Genomic DNA, 20,644 nt, shown 5'->3' with positions numbered 1-20,644 from the left:
ATAGTTGGGTTTGTTTAATTGGATTCATATAATGGGCCGTGTATAACTAAGTGTTAGCCAGCTCGGCAGTTGTGTTATTCAGTTCAACAGTTATGTTACTTAGTTCGACAGTTATAAAGTGATACGATTGTGCCTACATAATTGGACATCAATAGTAAAAAACAGTTTAATAGATTTTAAATACAATAACTCACTATAGCATAAAATTTTTTCGGGCTTGATAATCAATAATTCATCTAATCTGCTAACATCGACGTCGGATTTTGTGTAAGATATCTAGACTGTTTGCGTTTCATCCATCATAGATTATCCTTTAGATAATTTAATAAGACAATTATAGGACAGTTCTCATATGGCGCTATCACTACAAAAAGACAAAATACGTTTTTTATTGCTCGAAGGTCTACATGCCAATGCTTTAAAAGTATTGGAAGGCGCTGGTTATCATAATATTGAGAATATCAGTCAGGCGCTAGATCAAGACGAGCTGATTGAAAAAATCAAAGATGCTCACTTTATCGGTATTCGTTCGCGTACTCAGTTGACGCGTGAAGTACTTGAGCATGCGCATAAGCTTATCGGCATTGGCTGCTTTTGTATCGGTACCAATCAGGTAGATTTAGACGCGGCTCGCGACCTCGGTATTCCTGTATTTAACGCGCCATTTTCTAACACCCGTTCAGTGGCTGAGTTGGTATTGGCCGAAGCCATCATGCTGTATCGCGGTATTCCTGAAAAAAATGCAACCGTACATCGCGGTGGTTGGGGCAAGTCTGCGACCAACTCACATGAAGTACGTGGCAAAACGATCGGTATCGTCGGTTATGGCTCTATCGGCTCGCAATTGTCTGTCTTAGCAGAAAGCTTCGGTATGAAAGTCATCTATCATGATGCCGTGACCAAATTGCCACTGGGCAATGCGGTACAAGTGGGCAGCTTAGAAGAGCTATTATCAACAGCTGACATCGTAACGTTGCACGTGCCTGACGTACCAAGTACGCGTTATATGATGAAAGCCGAGCAGTTCGCCCAGATGAAAGAAGGCAGTTACTTTATCAATGCCGCTCGCGGTACTTGCGTCGAGATTGATGATCTCGCTGCGGTGCTTGAGTCTGGTAAGATCTTAGGCGCAGCGATTGACGTGTTCCCAAAAGAGCCAAAATCTGCTGACGAAGAGTTTGAATCCCCATTACGTAAGTTTGATAACGTTATCTTGACGCCGCATGTCGGTGGCTCAACGCAAGAAGCGCAAGCCAATATTGGCCTAGAAGTCGCAGACAAGTTCGTTAGATATTCTGATCAAGGTGATACGGCGACCGCTGTCAACTTCCCAGAAGTTTCTATTCCGTTCAAAGAAAACTCGCATCGTCTGCTACATATCCACAGAAACGTACCAGGCGTACTGTCACAGATTAACCGTCTGTTTGCTGAAGCAGGGATTAATATCCTAGCGCAGAGCCTAATGACAGAAGGCGATGTGGGCTATCTAGTGATGGATGTTGATTATAACGATTCAGATGCGGCGTTAGATCAACTCAAAGACGTAGAAGAAACCATTCGCGTTCGTATTTTGTTCTAAAGAATCAATATAAATAACCGATTTTTAAGACGATAAAGATCGATTAGATACAATAGCAATAGCAGATGACGCCCAGCGTTGTCTGCTTTTTTATGGACATTTTTAACTGTTTTTTTGGTTATAATTTTGTGGCTTTTATATTACGTTATCTACGTATTCTATACGCGTTTTTATAAATTTTAACGTTTACTTCATTATGGGGTTCGATTGGCAATATATACTAAATTCTTATTAGTAATAATTATTTACTACTTATTTATTAATAATTCAATCAAACCTTCATCAACAATTAAAAAAGGTGTTTTATGAAAGCTACAATCATAAAAGCTGCTGCTTTGAGTGGCGTATTAGCCATGACCGCAACAGCCAGCTATGCAGCAGTCGATCAAGAGAGCTATCAGTTATCTAGTCATATTTTAGATATTAGTACGGGTAAGCCTGCGCCAAACGTCAATGTAAGATTGATGATGCAAGACAAAACAGGTAGCTGGAAGTTACTTGATACTGAAAAGACTGATGACAAGGGTCGTATCGGTAACTTCTTACCGAATGAAGCTGGCGTCGATCACAAAGGTACTTATAAACTTATCTTTGAAACCACTCCGTATTTCCGTGAGCAAGGTCTAAAATCATTCTACCCTTATGTTGAAGTTAACTTCAATATCGAAGGCAAAAATCATTTCCATGTGCCAATCACTTTATCACCATATGGCTATAGTACTTATCGCGGTAGCTAAACTGCATTAAGTAGTTATAAGTTAAAAAAGAAAGCGCCTATCAAATATTGATCGGCGCTTTCTTTTTGATTCTATTACTTGTCAATTTATCCCAATTTGGCTTTATTATCAGCCTCAGCTTGACGATGTGCTTCGGTCTTTGCCGCTTTGCGTTTTTCTATGACGTCCATGACATCGCTACCGATATGAGCTTCGCCACGTTTTGCGGCTAACTGCATTTGATGCTCACGCTCACGGAAACGTGCTTTTTGCTCGTCGGTGGCCTTATCGATACAGTGTGGGCAAGACTCGCCTTTGATATAGCTAGGGCTTTGCATGTCATCGGCAGTGATCGGCATACGGCACGCAAAACACTGCTCATAACTGCCTTTTTCTAAGTTGTGATTGACCGATACGCGGTTGTCAAAAACAAAGCAATCGCCTTGCCACATAGAGTCACTAGCGGGGATTTCTTCTAGATACTTCAAGATACCACCTTCTAAGTGATAGACCTCTTCAAATCCTTGCTCGCGCATATAGGCGGTAGATTTTTCACAGCGAATGCCACCGGTACAGAACATGGCGACTTTTTTATGCTTAGCTGGGTCTAGCTCTTTTGCCACGTATTCTGGAAACTCACGGAAAGTTTCCGTATTTGGATTGACCGCATTTTGGAACGTACCGATTTTTACTTCATAATCGTTTCGCGTATCAATGAGGATCACGTCAGGGTCTGAAATTAACGCATTCCAATCACTTGGTTTTACATAGCGACCGACCGATTGTAATGGGTCGATATTTTCTACACCCATGGTAACGATTTCTTTTTTTAGCTTCACCTTAGTGCGATAAAAGGGCTGGGCATCGGTATAAGACTCTTTGAAGGTAAAGCTGCCAATCGCTTCGATACTGCGCAAATATTCAAGGACGTTATCAACTCCTTGACGTGTGCCAGAAATGGTTCCATTGATACCTTCAGCGGCAATCAATAAAGTGCCTTTAACATCATGCTCGAGCATATTATTTAAAATTGGTGCGCGATATTGCTCAAAGTCAGCAAAGCGCGTGAATTTATACAGAGCGGCAACGACGATATTGTTAATAATGCTGTCGTAAACGGGAGCTGACTTGCTGTCGGTTAGAGGGTTATTGCTATCTTGGGCGGTGCTCATATTTTTCTCCTGCTGGCTAGGTCGCAAACCTAGTGCAATAAGTTAAGTTTTTAATAAAATAACATTGGCGCAATTGTGGAATTGATCAATGCGCGCATAGTGTAGCAAATTTTAGAAGGATTTTGAATTACTTAATAACGGATAACATCGTTAAAGACATGGATGTGGATTGCTTATTAAATAATATTATCTTAATGATTATGTCTTTTAGACGTTTATTCACGGTGAATCGCTATAACACTTACTAGTAGCTCATTAAAAGTCGAAATTTTTTTAAACACAAAAAATCCAGCGCAAAGGCTGGATTTTTATTTTTAAAATAAAGTTATATGTTGCTAAATTTATTTACTCTGAAACCAAGTATCCGCTTTGCTACGAGCACTGGCGATATCGGCGCTTGATAAGTTCAATGCCAACTGACCAATTTTGCCGCGTGCTTTGTTACGGACTTTTTCGTCTAACATACCATCACGGGCAGCCAAGTCGTACCATTTATAAGCATCAACAAGATTTTTCTGCTTTTCATCTAACAATGCAAGCGTGTAGCTGGCACGGTTGTCGCCACGCATGGCGGCTTTTTCTAACCAAACACGGGCTTGTTGTAGGTTCGGTTTTACACCTTCACCGCGCAAGTACATGATGGCAAGGTTCAACTGAGCAGGGGCAACGCCTTGATTTGCTGCTTTGGTGTACCACTGGATCGCTTGCTGAGTATTTTGGGCAATACCTTGGCCTTTTTGTAAGCGTTTAGCCAAATAAAACTGAGCGTGATCGTTACCTTGGGCAGCGCTGGCAGACAGCTCACTGACTGGCATTAGCTCAAAACGTGAGGTATCAAGTGGCACGTTTGATATTAACTCAGCGTTTGCAATACCGGCACAAGAAAATAACGCGGTAAACAACGCAGCTTTTAATAATTTCATAGCAGCTCCAAAATTAAGCAGTTAATAAGCAAAAGAAAAAGTTGTACCGCTAAATTAGCTTAGGCGGTAATAACAATTAGGTGAAATCTTGCAATACCAACTTACCTAATTATTAGCAATATAATTAATCGTTGTAGTGTTGCCATTGATCCTAATTGAATCGATAAATGATTGTCATAGGTGTGCGGTCGACACTATTTCGCTAGCTTAACACCCAAACTTACGAAACTCAAATACTAATTACACGATTCAATTCTTATCTATACCTCATTGACCTCAACAAAATCATAGAGTTACTTAATTGTAATAATAAAACAAACCTTTGTTAAGGTTAAAAGTTGTATTTACTAATGTCATGGTTACCTATTAACCTCAGTTTTACTTTTAGTACATATTAGCCAAAACCGACTATTATTATGATTTCCGTTTGGTGACGCGATAAATAGCGACATCTGCCAATAGGTTAGGCGCTTGTCGTATCAAGGTTTTCATGAGCGGAGTATGACCTTTTTCAGAATCACTAACAGCAAAGCGATTGATGATATGAATATCATGCTTTGCGCACAGCTGCTCAAAATCCTTAAACGTACATAGATGAATGTTTGGCGTGTTATACCATTCATAAGGCAGGGCTTCTGAGACGGGCATCATGCCTTTTAGTCCCAAATGCAGACGGTTTTGCCAGTGCGCAAAATTCGGAAAGGTAATAACAGCCTCGCGAGCCACTCGTAGCATATCGAGCAATAGCACATCAGGTGCTTTTACTGCTTGTAGCGCACGAGCCATGACGACGGTGTCAAAGCTATTGTCCGCGAAACGCGCTAGACCGTCATTGAGATCTTGTTCAATAATAGACAAACCTTTAGCAATGCCATCATTGATTTTTTCTTCATCAATCTCAAGTCCGTAGCCCGTCACGCCGCGATTCTGTTGCAAATGCGCGAGCAGCTCGCCATTGCCGCAGCCCAAATCCAGCACATGTGACTGCGGGGCAATCCAGCGCTCAGCCAATTGATGATCCATTCTCATGAGCAGGTTCCTGTTTTTTGATGGCTGTTGTGAGGTCTGCTTTTTGGCAAGCTATCAGTAATAAATGGCGCGGTTAAAAAGCCTTTGACGGCGCCCATATAACGCGGAATATCAAATAAGAAAGAGTCATGACCATGTGGCGCATCGACATTGATGTAGTTAACAGGCTTGCCCGTGGCCATTAACGCATTGACAATTTCTTGTGAGCGCTCTGGAGCGAAACGCCAATCAGTGGTAAATGACACCACCAAATATTGGCATTGTGTATGGTCAAAAGCTGCTTTTAGCGCCGTAAGTTCTTGCTGACGATTATGTTCGTTATCACTTATAGTGGCTGCATTGTCTTCTAAAACATTGTCTTCTAAAACATTATCTTCTAAAGCATGGTCTTCTAAGTCAATCTCAGAAGCTGTTTTGGCAGTTTCAATTGAGGCGCTGATTGAGTGCTCAAGTTGCACCAATGATTCTTCGGACTCTATTTTTATTGCGGATGAATAATCACGTGTCGGATCAAAATAGTCTAGCGCTTTGGTCATCAGCAGATACGTATTGGCGTCGAAGTTTTCGCTAAAGCGTTCACCTTGATAGCGTAGGTAGCTCTCGACTTGGAATTCGGCATCGTAGCCATACATAAACTTGCCAGATTTTAAATCACGGCCAAATTTGGCTTTCATCGCATCATCGGTCAAATACGTGATATGGCCAACCATCCGCGCTAAGATAAGACCGCGACGAGGGTAGGTGCCTGCTTGTAAGTAGCGTCCATCTTTAAAGTCAGGATCAGAGAGAATCGACTGACGCGCGACTTCATTGAACGCAATGTTTTGGGCAGATAGCTTAGGCGTACTAGCAATGACCACACAGCGCTTTAGCCTGTCTGGATAATCAACTGACCATTGTAATGCCTGCATACCGCCCATCGAGCCGCCGACGACAGCGTGCCACACGTCAATACCAAGGCGGTCTGAGAGAATGGCTTGAGTTTTTACCCAGTCTTTGATGGTAACCAACGGAAAGTCAGGACCATATACTTGGGGTTCGCCTTTATCGTTTAAATTGGCATCGTTTGAGCTAGTATCGTTTGAGTTAGCACTGTCGGGATTAATCGTTGTTGGACCTGTAGAACCAAAGCAGCTACCGATATTGTTGACACAAACCACATAAAATCGATTGGTATCGATGGCTTTATTAGGGCCAATCATATTGTCCCACCAGCCGGCCTTCTTGTCATCGGCACTATGAAAACCTGCCGCGTGATGGTTGCCTGATAAGGCGTGACAAATAAGTACGGCATTTGACTTGTCGCTATTGGGCGTGCCATAGGTTTCGATGATGAGATCGAACGAGGGCAGCGTACGGTTGCACTCCAAGGTTAATGGCTCAGCAAAATGAAAAATCTCGGGCGTGACAATTCCCACTGAGCCTACCGAATCAACTGGGCTAGTCGAATCGGACTTATCTTTGGGGAGTCGGTCACTGGTATTATCAGGGCGTGCGTTCAAAGCTACCTCGCAAGACAACAATCATCAATAAAATAAAAATGGCAATATGTCGACAGACTGCTTTGCCGACATGACTTTTACCTACACTATATTCTTGCTGACATTGTTTTTATGACAATGAGCCTGCCTATTGTATGGCGATGCGCATATGAGTACAACCTTCACGCGCAGTCTTTCGAGCTTAGTTTGATAATGGCGGCATAGTAGATGGATAATAGAAAGGCAGTGATTGAATATCAAATGATATAAGGGCGCTTTTACCCTGCGTTATGAATGGATAAAATGCTACACTAACAAAGTGTTAATTCAACCATGTCTTAATAATGAGATATGTCTGGATAATATGTCATTTGCTAATTTTCGCGATCATCTAGTCTTTTTTCTAATTCACCTAATAATCAAATAGTGCTGCTATGAAACCTAAATTGCCTCCACGTATTGCTGTCCTATTAGTTAACCTTGGTACACCTGATGAGCCGACTGCGCCTGCGGTACGCCGTTATCTTAAGCAGTTTTTATCAGACCCGCGTGTCATTGAGATTCCACGGTTTTTGTGGGCGATTATTCTAAATCTGTTTGTGTTGCCAAGTCGTCCTAAACGCGTGGCGAAGGCTTATGCCAGTATTTGGGATGGAGATTCGCCAATGCGCAACATTCTTAATCGCCAAGTTGAGATGCTGCAACCACGTTTGGCTGAAAGCGCGGCGCCGTTTCGGGTTTCTGTACATGCGGCGATGAGCTATGGCAATCCCGGCTTGCCTGCGGTTATGGATGAATTGCGCGCTGAAGGTGTTGACCATTTCGTGATGCTGCCATTATTTCCGCAGTATTCTGCCACCTCAACAGGCGCGGTCTATGACGCGATTACCAAATGGTCGCTCAATCAGCGTAATTTGCCTAACATTACCGTGGTTAAAGACTATTTTGCCCACCCGTTATATATTAAAGCACTAGCAGATAGTATCCGCCGCTTTCAAGCCAAGCATGGCAAACCTGAAAAATTAATGTTCAGCTTTCATGGCATACCGCAGCCATATGCCGATAAAGGCGATCCGTACCCCAAGCGTTGCAAATGTACGGCTGCCCAAGTGGCACAAGCGCTAGGACTGGGCGAAGATGAATGGATTATCAGCTTCCAATCACGCTTTGGTAAGCAAGAATGGATTAAGCCTTACACTGATGTGGTGTTAGAAGAGTGGGGCAAATCAGGGGTGCGTTCAGTCCAAATTCTTAGCCCTGCGTTTTCAGCAGATTGTCTCGAGACCTTGGAGGAACTGGCTATTGAAAATCGTGAGACTTTTCTTAACGCAGGCGGGCAAGAGTATCATTATATTCCAGCATTGAACGCTGATGAGGCACATGTGGACTTGTTTGAAGCCATGACCGCGCCTTTGGTCAAAGGCTGGGCAGGAACGTTAGATGGTTGGGCGTAGATAATAGTTGGCCACACTGTTTTTAGAAGATTTTTGTAAAATAAAAAGTTATTCAGCATAAAAAATCCCGCTCGATGAATGATATCGGGTGGGATTTTTGGTACTTAGATATTAGATAGCTTGTTTAAAAATCGTCATCATTACTACGTTCGGCGGCTTCTCTATCTGCAATATCCATAGAATCTGGATAATCATTGTCATCGAGATTGTCTTGAACCAGTACTTCATCGACACGTGATTCATCGATATTTTGGCGATGGATGGGCGTCAGACCTTGGGTAGCATCCGTACCGACTTGTGAATTATCAAATCCTACACTATTATCGATCACGTCGTCATTATCAATCGTGTGTAACATAGGATTGTCTAAATCAACTTCTTGGCTGTTATCATTGATATTGGTATCGCCTTGAATATGATCCATCTCTTCTGGTAATGGGGTTTTTGAATTTTCCATGCTGGATTCCTTATTATTATTAATGGGAAATAGATCGTTTTGTTTATCATAATTTATTTATCACAGCTAGTGTGACGCGTTATGTTGGCTGCTAATAGTGGTAAGGTGTCACAGCATGTTAAAAAAATGTAAGGCAGCCACAAAATTGAGAAGGTTTGCTATGGTAACCACCCGTCAATTACTTATCTCCTTATCTTTGCTAGGCTGCCTAGTGAGCTTAACGGTTTGTGAGCGTTTGCCCGTTGCTTATAGTGATTCTAGTCGCGATGTGGATTTAAGTCAGCCACTTATCATTGACGCTAAGCTACCGACAGCCACGACGACAATAAATTGTGCTGAATTAACACCCAAACAGACGGTTACCGTTAAAGGACATAGTGTACTTAGCCAAGGCTGTGATTTGACCAGCAAGTCGATACGTTTTGAGCTAGCGACTTCGCATAGCTCGCTTGATTGTCAAGGCGCTGTGCTCAGTACCACCGCCGATGATTCCGCGAAGGCGAGTGCTATTACCATGAAACCCAAGACAGATAGCGCTATCAAAGATATTACCGTAGCCAATTGTCATGTGGATGGTTATGGTCATGCGCTAAATATTCGCCAATATAGCAATTCCAATCAGCGTTACGCGCGCGATTTCATCGATCCTGCTGCCAATCGAGCGCTTGCACCAAGCAACATCAAAGTCATAAATGTCAGTAGCCGTAACAGTATCAATAGTGGCATGTTCGTCGGTGATCATGTGCATGGTGTTACTTTTGATAAAGTACACATTCAAAATGCGGGTACGGTTGGACTATATCTAGAATTTGGTAGCCGCGACAATGTGATCAAAAACTCTGTCTTTGTGGGCAATGGTTTTCGCTCCTTTAAGCCCAATCGCGAAGCCATTGCCGTTGATTCTTCAAGCAACAATCGTATTGAGAACAATCATTTTATTCATAATGGCGCTGGTAGCGTGCTTTTGTATCGCAATTGCTTTGAGCACGCTGATGATGATGCACAGAGCAATCATTTTAAGCGTACCGAATCGAGTCGTGACAATATTATCGCTAACAATATTTTTGAAGAGGAGGCCGTTGGCGTTTGGGTCGCATCAAGACAATCGCGTAATTTAAAAGGGTTTGAGTGCGGTGCTTATTTGATCAAAGAAACCCCGTTTGCCAGCTATCATTTGGACAGTGCGAAAGACAATCAGATTATCAATAATCGCTTTGAGCAAGTAGATCAAGGCGTTATCGTGGAAGATGACTGCACGCTTATTAGCGGCAATCAGTTTGCAGCAACGGTCGGTACGCCTATCGTCATTGGGTCTAAAGTCCGTGAAGAAAGCACAGCGGGAGCGATAAAAGGCACGGTGGTTAAAGACAATACTTTTCTCGATAAAACAGCAGAGCAAGCCACTAAGGTTCGAGAAGCCAGCAAAACGGCCACTCGTATCGAGCAGCCGTCTTTTTAATTATGATGATTATGCAATAAGCTTAATGCCTATAAGCCTATAACGTACAGATTTACTTGGCACCAATTTTAGTATTGACCCAACGTATTAACGGGTCAGGGGTGATTTGTGCCAATGTCTGAAAAGCTTTTGCTGGCATGCCCACCGTGTAATGCACGCTTTTTAATTTATGATTAGGACGAGTGGTAAGTTTATAGAGAGTTTTTGCCACATCCTTAACCGTCAAATTGATACCCAAACGATCGATGCTCGTCACTGTAATATCGGCTGTCATGTCTGATTTGACCCAAAGTGGCATCACATCGATGACCTTGATTCCCAGTTTCTCATACTCAATATTCAGGCCTTCAGTGAGACCGCGTACAAAAAACTTACTGGCGGCATAATTCGCAACTTCGGGTTGACCGTAGATGGCAGAAGCGGAGGAGACATTGATGATTTTACCGTTTTTGCTATCGGCTAAATAATGTGCCAGTTTGTGGCAGCCAATCAGCACACCTTTACAATTGACGTCGATTAAAGCCAATTGTTCATCCAAATCGGTCGTTGGCAATGCGCCACTGACCAGCACCCCAGCATTATTAATCAAGACATCGATACCATCAAAATTGTCCATCATTAGATTGATGGCGTCGTCCCACGAGTCAGGCCGAGTGACATCAAGCTGACCCGTTATGACACGCTTTCGTTTGATTGCCTTTTTAAAAGCCTTGTCTTTAATGACCTGCTCAAGTGTCGTCGTATTGGTAGCAAATAGCCCGACGTTATGCCCTTTTTCTACTAGATGTTTGGCAGTGGCTAGACCGATACCACGCGATGCGCCTGTAATCAATATATTCATAATAAGCAACTCATTTATTATTTATCATCAATAAATCGAGGTCATACAATCAAATGCCTTGTTCCTCGGACTGACACTCAGTATAACAAATTTGTCTGACTCTATTTTGCGTAAGGAAATCGCTTTGATCAAAGAATCTATGGGGCATTTTACGGTTTACTTATCCAGCACATCACTGGATGAAAGTAGTCATAATTGCCTTATGACATAAAAAGTTAAACGTTACCGTTGTCGCGTAGACGTTTGATAATGCTGCTCACTTGCATCATTGAATGAATCGGCATAATCATTGAAGTTCAATCGCCATAAATAAACCAAAGCAATGCCGTAGATAGCAGTCTCGCACACTTCCTCTAAGATACCACCAAAGGCATGAGGGAATCCAATCGCGTTCTCTCCCATATATTGAAGTATTGACAATATGGCCACCGTAATATAAAGCGAGATATTCACGTTTTTCAGGACAGACCAAAGATATTGCCACGCGTAAATCAACAAGCCAAGGCTGATTAGAGAGATGACGAATAAAGTGCTGTGCTCCCACCAATAATAAGAATGGTTGAGAAACGAAAAATCGTTTGGCACAAATAAGTCTGGCAAGTAGCTCAACTCACGACGTATCACTGTCAAAAATATAAGAGCAGAAGCCAGCCAAAAAGCTTGGATTTTTTTGACATGGCTTTTCCACACATACTGTAAGCAGCGTAGCAGGCATATTATTAATATTATATTACCGGGAATTTCAATAATGCTTTCTGTTGCCAAAATAACAGACTCCTGATTTTTAACAGAAAAATTTGAAACAAAAAAAGTGAGCTCTCAGGCTCACGTTGATCCAACTATATATTCTGGTCAACAGTCATTATAACATCAATATCAATCTCATGGTTTTCGTTAATATAACTAATGGGTCATAGGATATTGTTAATATAAAAATTATAATCGAATGTAATGGCTCATTTTTTTGACTGATGTGGTATTCATAAGGAGCTAAGCCATTAGGTCATTGCCCGTCGAAACGGGCAAATTGACTTTATCGGTACGCTTGCTAAGTACTTGAAAAAGCCAATTCACCTGACGTTTCAATGCACTGCATTTAAATTCACTGCATTTAGTTTAAGTTATAAGTCAGCGATTAATGCGCTTCATCCCAATTCTGACCACTGTCCGTTTCAACCAGTAACGGCACAGCAAAATCAACGTGCCAGCCTTTTTGGGCAGCCGTCATCCTTAAGACATCTTGCATGGCATAGGTAATTAATTGGCTAACCGCGTCTACTTTATCTGCATCAACTTCAAACACCAATTCGTCATGAACTTGTAGCAGCATTTTTGCCTGATCTTTCGGCAATACTTTATCAACCGCAATCATGGCAAGTTTGATCAGGTCAGCGGCTGAGCCTTGTAGAGGGGCGTTAATCGCTGCGCGTTCAGCCCCTTGCTTGACCATACGATTGCTATGATTGATATCAGGCGTATAGAGTTTGCGACCCAATATTGTCTCGACATAGCCGTGCTCATAAGCACTGGTACGCGTATTAATCATATAGTTTTTGACACCAGGATAACGCTCAAAGTACATATCGATATAGTCTTGCGCTTCGCCGCGACTCATCTGTAACTGCTTGGCAAGACCAAAGGCGCTCATGCCATAGAGCAAACCGAAATTAATGGCTTTGGCATTACGGCGCTCGGTTGATGTCACATCCGCCACCTCTTTTCCTAACACTTCAGCGGCAGTCGCTGCGTGAATGTCTAACCCTTCATTAAAAGCATGAGTCAGGTTATCATCCCCTGAAAAATGCGCCATCAAACGCAATTCAATTTGTGAATAATCCGCCGCTAAGATTACGCGACCTTTTGGCGCAATAAAAGCTTGGCGAATCAAGCGGCCAGTCGCGGTACGAATAGGAATGTTTTGTAAATTGGGCTCCGTTGAAGACAGTCGGCCAGTGCTGGTCAATGCTTGATGATAACTGGTATGCACACGATCAGTCTCGCTATCGGCGACATTATCAAGCGCATCAGTATAAGTGCTTTTAAGCTTAGATAAACCGCGATACTCTAAAGTGATATCGACCAACGGGTGATCAATCTTCGACAGTACCGCTTCACCAGTTGAGTATTGACCAGATTTGGTTTTTTTGCCACCAGCCACGCCCAGCTTGTCAAACAGCATCTCACCAAGCTGCTTTGGTGAGCCTAAGTTAAATTCTTCTCCTGCCACCTCATATGCGCGTTTTTCTAGGGCGATGATTTCTTCGTCAAAGCGTTTTGATAACTCTTTTAAGAATGGGCGCTTGATAAGAATACCATGCGCTTCCATTTGACAAAGTATCTCTGCCGTTGGAATCTCTAACTCATGGAGCAATTTGGCATTATTGGCATCGTTAGCAAGCTCCACACTGAACACGTCAAACAATTGATAAGTGATATCGGCATCTTCGCACGCATAATCACTAGCGATATCAATGGCAACCTGATCAAAAGTCACTTGCTTCGCGCCTTTACCCGCGACGTCTTCATAGCTAATGGTTTGGGTTTGCAGATAATGCCGCGCCAAATCGTCCATTCCGTGGCGCGTGGCAGCCGCGTTAATCACATAGCTGGCAAGCATGGTATCCATTGCCCAATTATTTGGCTGCTCGTGTATCGCACCGACGAGGTCAATATCATAGTGACTGAGAATATGGGCATCGTATTTTAGATGTTGACCGATTTTACCGATGTTTGGATTTTCTAAAACAGGCTTTAAGCGTGCCAAAACTGTATCGCGGTCGAGTTGCTTGGTAGTCAGCTCATCGCCTTCCAAGCTGTGCTTAAGTGGCACATAATAGGCTTCATGCGCTTGTACAGCAAAAGATAGACCGACGATTTGTGCCTCGCGCCAATGAACACTGGTGGTTTCGGTATCAATGACAAAATGAGGCGCAGACGCTAATAATTTAACTAAGCTGTCAAATGCTGGCTCATCCAAAATAGTGTGCCACGCTTTATCGTGATTTTTGCTGTCTTTTATAGTATCAATTTTGGTCGATTGTAGGGATTTAGCGATTTGTGCTTGTGATTCGGCATCGGCTTGGCTATCCGCGACACTTTGCGAGCCATTGGCTGGATGGTTCGGATGATCGAGTGATGCCAGCTCATTTCTAAACTCAAGCTCATTATATAACTCACGCAATTCATCAATATAGGCACAAGGATCGGTATTGATTTTTAAGTCGTTCCAGTCTTGACCGATATCCAAATCCGTTACGATGGTTGCCAGTTTTGCATTGAACGGAATATCATCTGCGTGCTCAATCAAACCTTTGGCACCGCGCCCTTTTATAAAGCCAATATGTTTTAGCATACCGTCGATGGTGCCGTACTCAACCAGCAAGTCTTTCGCGGTTTTTTTACCGATGCCAGGCACGCCTTTAATACCGTCAGAGGCATCGCCCATCAAGGTCAAAAAATCAATCATTTGGTTTGGATTGATGCCGAATTTATCGATGACTGCTTGAGTGTCCGTCACTTTACCCGTAAAGCTGTCTTCTAGTATCACGCAGTCATTAACCAGCTGCATCATGTCTTTATCACCTGTGGAAATGATCACATGATGACCTTGTTCCACCGCACGGTGGGCCAGCGTACCGATAATATCGTCGGCTTCCGCCCCTTCAATACGTAATAAGGGAATGCCCAATGCGGTCACTAAACGATGAATATAAGGAATCTGCTCGACCAACTCGATATCGATGGGTGGACGAGCCGCCTTGTAATCCGATGACATATGATGGCGAAATGTTGGCGACTTGGTATCAAAGCAGACTGCCATGTGAGTCGGGTGATAACGACGCATGAGCTTGAGCAGCGCATTGAGGGTGCCACGAATCGCATTGGTTATTAGGCCTTGCGAGTTTTGCATGGTTTTTGGCAGAGCATGATACGTGCGAAACAGATAATAAGACCCATCAACCAAGATAAAAGGCGGTTGAGATTTATCCACGTGACTGGTATCCATGGTCGCTACATTGGGCATCGTGTCAAAATTCGGTAAAGTGGTAGGGTCGATTGCTTGGTGGGAATTGTGCCCACTGCCAGTCATGTTGTCAGTCGTATTATCAGTCATAAAAGTCACTTATCAGCTATTAGATAAAATAGACGCTTATTATAACGATAAAATCAGCGCGTGCCGAACTGCTTAACCGTTACGAGATATTCTAGCGTCAATATTGTTAGCATTAATGTTGCTTTGTACCGCTTTCAAGTCAGATCAGCTATACCAAAATCCGAAACAAAAAAAGAACCCAGCGTTGACTGGATTCTTTTATACAAAAATTTGTAAAAATGTTTAAATAAGGTCGTGACCTATCAAGGAGTTGAACCCTTTAAGTATTGCTTGACCCATTTAGATATTGACTTCTTATTTTACTTCTTATTTTACTTCTTATTTTACTTCTGAGGTCACTTCAACTTCGATATTGCCACGAGTGGCTTTTGAATATGGGCAAACTTGGTGTGCTTTTTCAACTAGCGTTTGAAATTCATCAGCAGACAGTTCTGTGTTTTCACCAACGACATGAATCTTCGCAGCCAATTGAAAATCTAGGCCTTCACCTTTCATGAGCTCTACTGACACTTCAGTAGTAGAATCAAACTTCGCTTTTTCTGCCCCTTTAACCGCACCAAGCGCGCCATCGAAGCAAGCAGCATAACCCATCGCAAATAACTGTTCTGGGTTGTTGCCATCTTTACCTGAACCAGGAGCAACCATATTAATCTTTAGATCACTGTCTTGAAGGCTGGCACTACCTGCACGACCACCAGTAACTGCTGCTTTGGTAGAGTATAATGTTTGCATAATACATCCTTTATTTTAAGTTTTTATGATTGATTGGTATGTTTTAATACGAGACTTAGCATAACAAACCACTCATTCATCTCTATATGTCAGTCGTAAATATATAGTGTGGCTTTGTAAGCAAAGTATTAAATATTTGCTTTTATGAATTGAGACAGTCGCCGAGCTTTTACTATAAATTAATGCCGTAATAATATAAACTAACAATGTTACTGTTTGTACTAAAATCATCAGAATAATTGATAAAAAATCTTACCCATCACAAGGACATTGGTTGATGAACAGATCAATTGTAATACCGAGCATTTTTTCTCTTCTTGCTTTGATGCTGGTGGGCTGCGAAGAAGACGATGGGAGTTATGGGTCTGGTGGTGACAGTAATAAAATTACGCTGACCAACTTTGCTAAGAGCTATGACAGTCAAGCCAATGATAGTGCAATTGCACGCATCGATGAGACATATCGTGATGGTGAGCGCGACATTAAGATAAAAAATCTCGTTAATAATTATAGTAATCAGAGTTTGAATACCTTAAACAGAATGGTATTGGCAGACAACTTTGAAGGGAATCTGGACAACAAAGATATCGAGGTGGACGGCCGCACAGTCAAACGTCCTATCTATGAAAAAAACAGTAATAATAAACTCAAGTATGAAACCAATTATAAAACGCTAGATTTAACAGGATTGCAAGCGAACAGTTATAGGGCTGGCACTAATATAAATAACCGTCGCGGCATTATTACTGACTTGAATAATTATCCTGATATTCCAGCTGGTACAGCGTTCCCAACAGGTTCTGTTTGTTATATACCCGTAGTGACCAGCGAACGCTCGTTTTTAGCATTTAATGAAAAAAACAAGACGGGATATTCGTCGCTTGGTAGATGGATTAAAGCCGCCGAAGAACGTTTTAGTGACAATAGAGGTTATAGATTGTCTGAGTTTGGCGCTGGAATTGGTAACAAGCAAGACGTAGCGCAAGTGACGTTTTTTGAATACCAAAATCAGCCTGCTTATCAATACAATGGTGTCGAATATACCAACGGCACGGATGACAAAAATGCTGTTTATGAAGCAAACTATGTAGAAAAAGGGATCGCTGAGCCGAATACTGACAGTCGTCGCGGTGTGGTAGATTGCACGCTAGTCAACGAGGTGGCAGGAGACTTTTTGGCAGCGCAAATACAACGCTACCATTAAGGTTAAAAAAGCCAATAACACTCTCTATTTACTGAATGGAGAGTGTTTTTTTATGCGCTAATTCTGCACCTTGATGCTAAATCGGCTACAATACGTCCATTATTTATTATATTTATTTAGATTGTCTTCTAAATGACACAACCGTTGAAGCCGAAAACTATGAGCGTAGATCCAAAGAAATTAAACAAAGAAGTTGCCAAACGCCGTACTTTTGCCATTATCTCGCATCCTGATGCGGGTAAGACCACCATGACTGAAAAATTACTGTTATGGGGACAGGCGATTCAAGTGGTGGGTGAGGTCAAAGGTCGAAAAACAGATCGTCACGCCACCTCGGATTGGATGAGCATGGAGCAAGAACGTGGCATCTCGATTACCACATCCGTCATGCAGTTTCCTTATCAAGATCACATGGTCAACTTACTGGATACCCCTGGTCACGCCGACTTCAGTGAAGATACTTATCGTACCTTGACCGCCGTTGATAGTGCGCTGATGATGGTGGATGGTGCGAAGGGCGTGGAAGAACGTACCATCAAGCTGATGGAAGTTTGCCGTATGCGTGATACGCCTATTATATCTTTTGTTAATAAGCTGGATCGTCAGATTCGCGAGCCGCTTGAGCTGCTTAGTGAAATTGAAGCGGTTCTAAAGATTAAATGCATTCCAATGACGTGGCCTATCGGTATGGGGCAAGACTTTGTTGGTGTCTATCATTTGACCGAAAACAAGACTTACTTTTATGAAAAAGGTAATGGCGGCAAGATGACCGTCTCTGAAACTCGCGAAGGCTATGATTATCCGGACATACGTGAGCGTCTAGGGCAGCTGATGTTTGACGCTTTTGAGGAATCGCTTGAGCTGGTACAAATGGCGCTAGAAGACTTTAGCGAAGAAGCATTTTTGGCGGGCGAGATGACGCCAGTCTTGTTTGGTACGGCACTGGGTAATTTTGGTGTCAATATGGTGCTCGATACTTTAGTGAAGTATGCGCCACCGCCAAAAGCCCATCCCACGCAAGAGCGTGAAGTGTCGGCAACGGAGACAGACTTTACAGGTTTTGTCTTCAAAATTCAGGCCAATATGGATCCCCGTCACCGTGACCGTATCGCGTTCTTACGTGTTTGCTCAGGTAAGTACGAAAAAGGCATGAAAATGAATCACGTACGTCTGGGCAAAGACATACGCATTGCCGATGCCTTGACGTTCCTCGCAGGTGACCGCGAAGCGTTAGAAGAAGCCTATCCAGGTGATATTATTGGTCTTCATAACCATGGAACGATTTCTATCGGTGACAGTTTCACCGAAGGCGAAGTACTGAGCTTTACGGGTATTCCGCATTTTGCGCCTGAACTGTTCCGCCGTGTGGTGCTCAAAGATCCGCTCAAATCCAAAGCCTTACAAAAAGGTCTACAGCAGCTGAGTGAAGAGGGCGCAACACAGGTGTTTATGCCGCAGATTAATAATGATTTAATCTTGGGTGCTGTGGGTGTGCTACAGTTTGAAGTGGTCGCGCATCGTCTCAAAGAAGAATACAAAGTGCAGTGTGTGTTTGAGCCGGTATCGATTGCTACGGTACGCTGGATTCACTGTGATGATGAGGTAGCGCTGGCTAAGTTTAAACGCAAAGCACATGACCAGCTATCGCTAGATGGTGGTGGCTATTTAACTTATTTAGCCCCATCTCGGGTTAACTTGCAGTTGATGCAAGATCGTTATCCAGAAGTGACCTTTAGCAATACTCGTGAGCATTAAAATCAGATATCTCATTGTATAACCAACAAAAAAGACACGCCAGCCGTGTCTTTTTTATTGGCTGTGATTTAGGACACGGCCTAGTCTAAAGCTTAGCAAAACGGTAGTGCGATAAGTTATGCAATAAGCAGTAACACCTTAAAAACACCAACAGTGTTCCTACAATACATCGTGATGGTTACGTTAAGATATTGAGTAACCTATTATTTTATAGAAGAGGATATATGGGCGCTTTTAATCGAGCTGATAATAAAGAAACAATACTATCGAACTTAGCGATAAGAGGCGGTTATCTACGTTTGATTGGGCTGTTGACTAGTGGATTACTGATCGGTGTAGCCAATATGTCTGTGAACGCTGAAAGTCTTATCAGCCATAGCAATCATCTCGATTATCAGCTTCCAAAGAATATACAAGAACTGTGTAATGAGCGTGACAACTGTCCAGAAATCGAGATCAAATATCTCGAAACCAATCACGCTTGGATTAATAGTATTACCAATACACGTATCAATAATTTGGTCGTGAATAGTAAGCCGTCTGAGTCAGCGCCTATCAAAACGAAAAGCAGTCAGACAGACGTTCAAGCTGCCATAAATGATTTTGCTAGCTCACAATTTAAGGACATACCTGAAGGGAGTTCATTGGCGTATAGCTTGATGGTTACACCTGAGTATCTAGGGCATGTCAATAGTTTTGAGATGTTCGAAATCAACACTTATGTCTTTACCGGCGGTGCTCATGGCATGCCTTATAGCGAGTATTTGATATTCGATTCTAGCGCTAAAAAACAAGTCAAACTTGATGATATGCTGGTAGCAGGAAAAAAACCGCGCTTTAAAACGCTTGCCTATGATGCCTATAAAACATGGGTCAAAACGTTTGATAATAATGTCAGCAGCTATGAGAAAAACTGGCCATTTACATTGAGCGATAATGTGACATTAACGGATAAAGGTATCGACATTCGTTATCAGCATTACGCTATCGGCCCTTATTCCTCTGGTATGCCCACATTAAGTATTCCATACAGTAAACTAAATGGTATTCTGAAACCTCGTTTTATCCCTAAATAACTTGGTCAATAATCATTTGAGCAGTCATTTTCTGAATTATGACGTTTTATATTAAAATAAGTACAAAATCTCTTTAAAATTGGCAAAGATTATCCAGCAGTATTTGGAATTTAATAGAAAAAATAAGGAGTGATTACATGGTGAACAATATGGATAGCACGGATAGAGCGGTAGAAAAAGGGACTTGGCAGCTAAATGCGTTAACCGAGGCACTTGGTGATTTGACGCTGACAATCAATGACAGCCTGTCTGTTGGACGCGGCAACGATAACGACGTGGTACTTGGCAGTAAGGAGGTATCGCGTAATCACGCAGTGCTGAGCACACTAAATGGTCAGTTGTATGTAAAAGATTTGGATTCATCAAACGGAACATTCATCAATGATGAACGTATCGAAGGCAATAAGTCGAGTCTGTTGCAAGTGGATGATACGATTGGTTTTGCAAGCTTTAGCTTTCAGGTGGTTGTGCCTACTGCTGATGGTGGTAATGAAGAACCGATTGTCGAAGAACCGATTGTCGAAGAACCGATTGTCGAAGAACCGATTGTCGAAGAACCGATTGTCGAAGAACCAATTGTCGAAGAACCAATTGTCGAAGAACCAATTGTCGAAGAACCAATTGTCGAAGAACCAATTGTCGAAGAACCAAT

Annotated in this window: 17 protein-coding genes; 8 read left to right on the top strand and 9 right to left on the bottom strand. The window is 42.5% G+C overall.

All coding sequences use genetic code 11. The features are described 5' to 3' along the window. Positions 1 to 352 precede the first annotated feature (352 nt). Positions 353 to 1,579 (top strand): phosphoglycerate dehydrogenase, encoded by a 1,227-nt coding sequence (gene serA, locus JMX48_RS01785; protein WP_201533617.1) that lies wholly within the window; start codon positions 353 to 355, stop codon positions 1,577 to 1,579. Between the two features lie 305 nt (positions 1,580 to 1,884). Then, the gene (uraH, locus tag JMX48_RS01780; RefSeq protein ID WP_201533615.1) at positions 1,885 to 2,316 is read left to right on the top strand and encodes a hydroxyisourate hydrolase; all 432 of its coding nucleotides are present in this window, start codon (positions 1,885 to 1,887) and stop codon (positions 2,314 to 2,316) included. Between the two features lie 86 nt (positions 2,317 to 2,402). Here uraH and JMX48_RS01775 read toward each other — a convergent pair whose 3' ends face one another. The 4 genes from JMX48_RS01775 to metX all read right to left on the bottom strand — a co-directional run bounded on the left by JMX48_RS01775 (position 2,403) and on the right by metX (position 6,837). Continuing rightward, positions 2,403 to 3,401: a rhodanese-related sulfurtransferase gene (locus JMX48_RS01775; protein ID WP_413786334.1), complete on the bottom strand. Its 999-nt coding sequence runs from the start codon at positions 3,399 to 3,401 to the stop codon at positions 2,403 to 2,405. A 407-nt stretch (positions 3,402 to 3,808) separates the two neighbouring features. Then, entirely contained in the window at positions 3,809 to 4,390 is a 582-nt protein-coding gene (locus tag JMX48_RS01770) for a tetratricopeptide repeat protein (protein WP_201533611.1), read from the bottom strand. A 414-nt stretch (positions 4,391 to 4,804) separates the two neighbouring features. Continuing rightward, positions 4,805 to 5,419 carry a methionine biosynthesis protein MetW gene (gene metW, locus JMX48_RS01765; RefSeq protein ID WP_201533609.1) on the bottom strand — a complete coding sequence of 205 codons (615 nt, stop codon included), beginning with the start codon at positions 5,417 to 5,419 and terminating at the stop codon, positions 4,805 to 4,807. After that, complete coding sequence (gene metX / locus JMX48_RS01760) at positions 5,416 to 6,837, bottom strand: homoserine O-acetyltransferase MetX (protein ID WP_227687864.1); 1,422 nt, start codon at positions 6,835 to 6,837, stop codon at positions 5,416 to 5,418. Before metX ends, metW begins: the two co-directional genes overlap by 4 nt. A gap of 497 nt (positions 6,838 to 7,334) precedes the next feature. Between metX and hemH the strand changes: the two genes are divergently transcribed. Beyond that, the gene (gene hemH / locus JMX48_RS01755) at positions 7,335 to 8,354 is read left to right on the top strand and encodes a ferrochelatase (protein WP_201533605.1); all 1,020 of its coding nucleotides are present in this window, start codon (positions 7,335 to 7,337) and stop codon (positions 8,352 to 8,354) included. A 124-nt stretch (positions 8,355 to 8,478) separates the two neighbouring features. On the opposite strand, the gene JMX48_RS01750 is transcribed toward hemH, so the two are convergent. Further along, on the bottom strand, positions 8,479 to 8,811 hold the full coding sequence (locus JMX48_RS01750; RefSeq protein WP_201533603.1) for a hypothetical protein: 333 nt from the start codon (positions 8,809 to 8,811) through the stop codon (positions 8,479 to 8,481). Between the two features lie 160 nt (positions 8,812 to 8,971). On the opposite strand from JMX48_RS01750, the gene JMX48_RS01745 reads away from it, so the two are divergent. Further along, on the top strand, positions 8,972 to 10,270 hold the full coding sequence (locus JMX48_RS01745) for a right-handed parallel beta-helix repeat-containing protein (protein ID WP_201533602.1): 1,299 nt from the start codon (positions 8,972 to 8,974) through the stop codon (positions 10,268 to 10,270). 52 nt (positions 10,271 to 10,322) lie between these two features. Here the strand turns inward: JMX48_RS01745 and JMX48_RS01740 are convergent, their stop codons facing one another. From JMX48_RS01740 to JMX48_RS01725, 4 genes are all read right to left on the bottom strand, one after another. Further along, complete coding sequence (locus JMX48_RS01740; RefSeq protein ID WP_201533601.1) at positions 10,323 to 11,111, bottom strand: SDR family NAD(P)-dependent oxidoreductase; 789 nt, start codon at positions 11,109 to 11,111, stop codon at positions 10,323 to 10,325. Between the two features lie 222 nt (positions 11,112 to 11,333). Continuing rightward, positions 11,334 to 11,876 (bottom strand): hypothetical protein, encoded by a 543-nt coding sequence (locus JMX48_RS01735; RefSeq protein WP_227687851.1) that lies wholly within the window; start codon positions 11,874 to 11,876, stop codon positions 11,334 to 11,336. A gap of 370 nt (positions 11,877 to 12,246) precedes the next feature. Next, entirely contained in the window at positions 12,247 to 15,225 is a 2,979-nt protein-coding gene (gene polA / locus JMX48_RS01730; protein WP_413786332.1) for a DNA polymerase I, read from the bottom strand. Positions 15,226 to 15,543: 318 nt separating this feature from the next. Then, positions 15,544 to 15,957, bottom strand: coding sequence for an organic hydroperoxide resistance protein (locus JMX48_RS01725; protein WP_201533600.1), 414 nt, complete (start codon positions 15,955 to 15,957; stop codon positions 15,544 to 15,546). Positions 15,958 to 16,234: 277 nt separating this feature from the next. On the opposite strand from JMX48_RS01725, the gene JMX48_RS01720 reads away from it, so the two are divergent. The 4 genes from JMX48_RS01720 to JMX48_RS01705 all read left to right on the top strand — a co-directional run. Then, the gene (locus JMX48_RS01720) at positions 16,235 to 17,161 is read left to right on the top strand and encodes a hypothetical protein (protein ID WP_201533599.1); all 927 of its coding nucleotides are present in this window, start codon (positions 16,235 to 16,237) and stop codon (positions 17,159 to 17,161) included. A 159-nt stretch (positions 17,162 to 17,320) separates the two neighbouring features. After that, entirely contained in the window at positions 17,321 to 18,916 is a 1,596-nt protein-coding gene (locus JMX48_RS01715; protein WP_201533598.1) for a peptide chain release factor 3, read from the top strand. A gap of 224 nt (positions 18,917 to 19,140) precedes the next feature. After that, positions 19,141 to 19,992: an RsiV family protein gene (locus JMX48_RS01710; protein ID WP_201533597.1), complete on the top strand. Its 852-nt coding sequence runs from the start codon at positions 19,141 to 19,143 to the stop codon at positions 19,990 to 19,992. A gap of 137 nt (positions 19,993 to 20,129) precedes the next feature. Further along, positions 20,130 to 20,644 (top strand): FHA domain-containing protein (locus JMX48_RS01705; protein WP_227687850.1); only part of this gene is annotated, 515 nt, incomplete at its 3' end.

Source organism: Psychrobacter immobilis (assembly GCF_904846225.1).
GTDB classification, from domain to species: domain Bacteria; phylum Pseudomonadota; class Gammaproteobacteria; order Pseudomonadales; family Moraxellaceae; genus Psychrobacter; species Psychrobacter immobilis_F.
The sequence above is the reverse complement of the archived record's forward strand: the minus strand, read 5'-3'. Positions and strand labels throughout refer to the sequence as shown.

Bases quoted from the DNA above. Each gene is read 5' to 3' on its own strand.
- serA (WP_201533617.1), top strand. From the start codon at position 353: ATGGCGCTATCACTACAAAAAGACAAAATACGTTTTTTATTGCTCGAA.
- uraH (WP_201533615.1), top strand. From the start codon at position 1,885: ATGAAAGCTACAATCATAAAAGCTGCTGCTTTGAGTGGCGTATTAGCC.
- JMX48_RS01770 (WP_201533611.1), bottom strand. From the start codon at position 4,390: ATGAAATTATTAAAAGCTGCGTTGTTTACCGCGTTATTTTCTTGTGCC.
- metW (WP_201533609.1), bottom strand. From the start codon at position 5,419: ATGAGAATGGATCATCAATTGGCTGAGCGCTGGATTGCCCCGCAGTCA.
- hemH (WP_201533605.1), top strand. From the start codon at position 7,335: ATGAAACCTAAATTGCCTCCACGTATTGCTGTCCTATTAGTTAACCTT.
- JMX48_RS01750 (WP_201533603.1), bottom strand. From the start codon at position 8,811: ATGGAAAATTCAAAAACCCCATTACCAGAAGAGATGGATCATATTCAA.
- JMX48_RS01745 (WP_201533602.1), top strand. From the start codon at position 8,972: ATGGTAACCACCCGTCAATTACTTATCTCCTTATCTTTGCTAGGCTGC.
- JMX48_RS01740 (WP_201533601.1), bottom strand. From the start codon at position 11,111: ATGAATATATTGATTACAGGCGCATCGCGTGGTATCGGTCTAGCCACT.
- polA (WP_413786332.1), bottom strand. From the start codon at position 15,225: ATGACTGATAATACGACTGACAACATGACTGGCAGTGGGCACAATTCC.
- JMX48_RS01725 (WP_201533600.1), bottom strand. From the start codon at position 15,957: ATGCAAACATTATACTCTACCAAAGCAGCAGTTACTGGTGGTCGTGCA.
- JMX48_RS01720 (WP_201533599.1), top strand. From the start codon at position 16,235: ATGAACAGATCAATTGTAATACCGAGCATTTTTTCTCTTCTTGCTTTG.
- JMX48_RS01715 (WP_201533598.1), top strand. From the start codon at position 17,321: ATGAGCGTAGATCCAAAGAAATTAAACAAAGAAGTTGCCAAACGCCGT.
- JMX48_RS01710 (WP_201533597.1), top strand. From the start codon at position 19,141: ATGGGCGCTTTTAATCGAGCTGATAATAAAGAAACAATACTATCGAAC.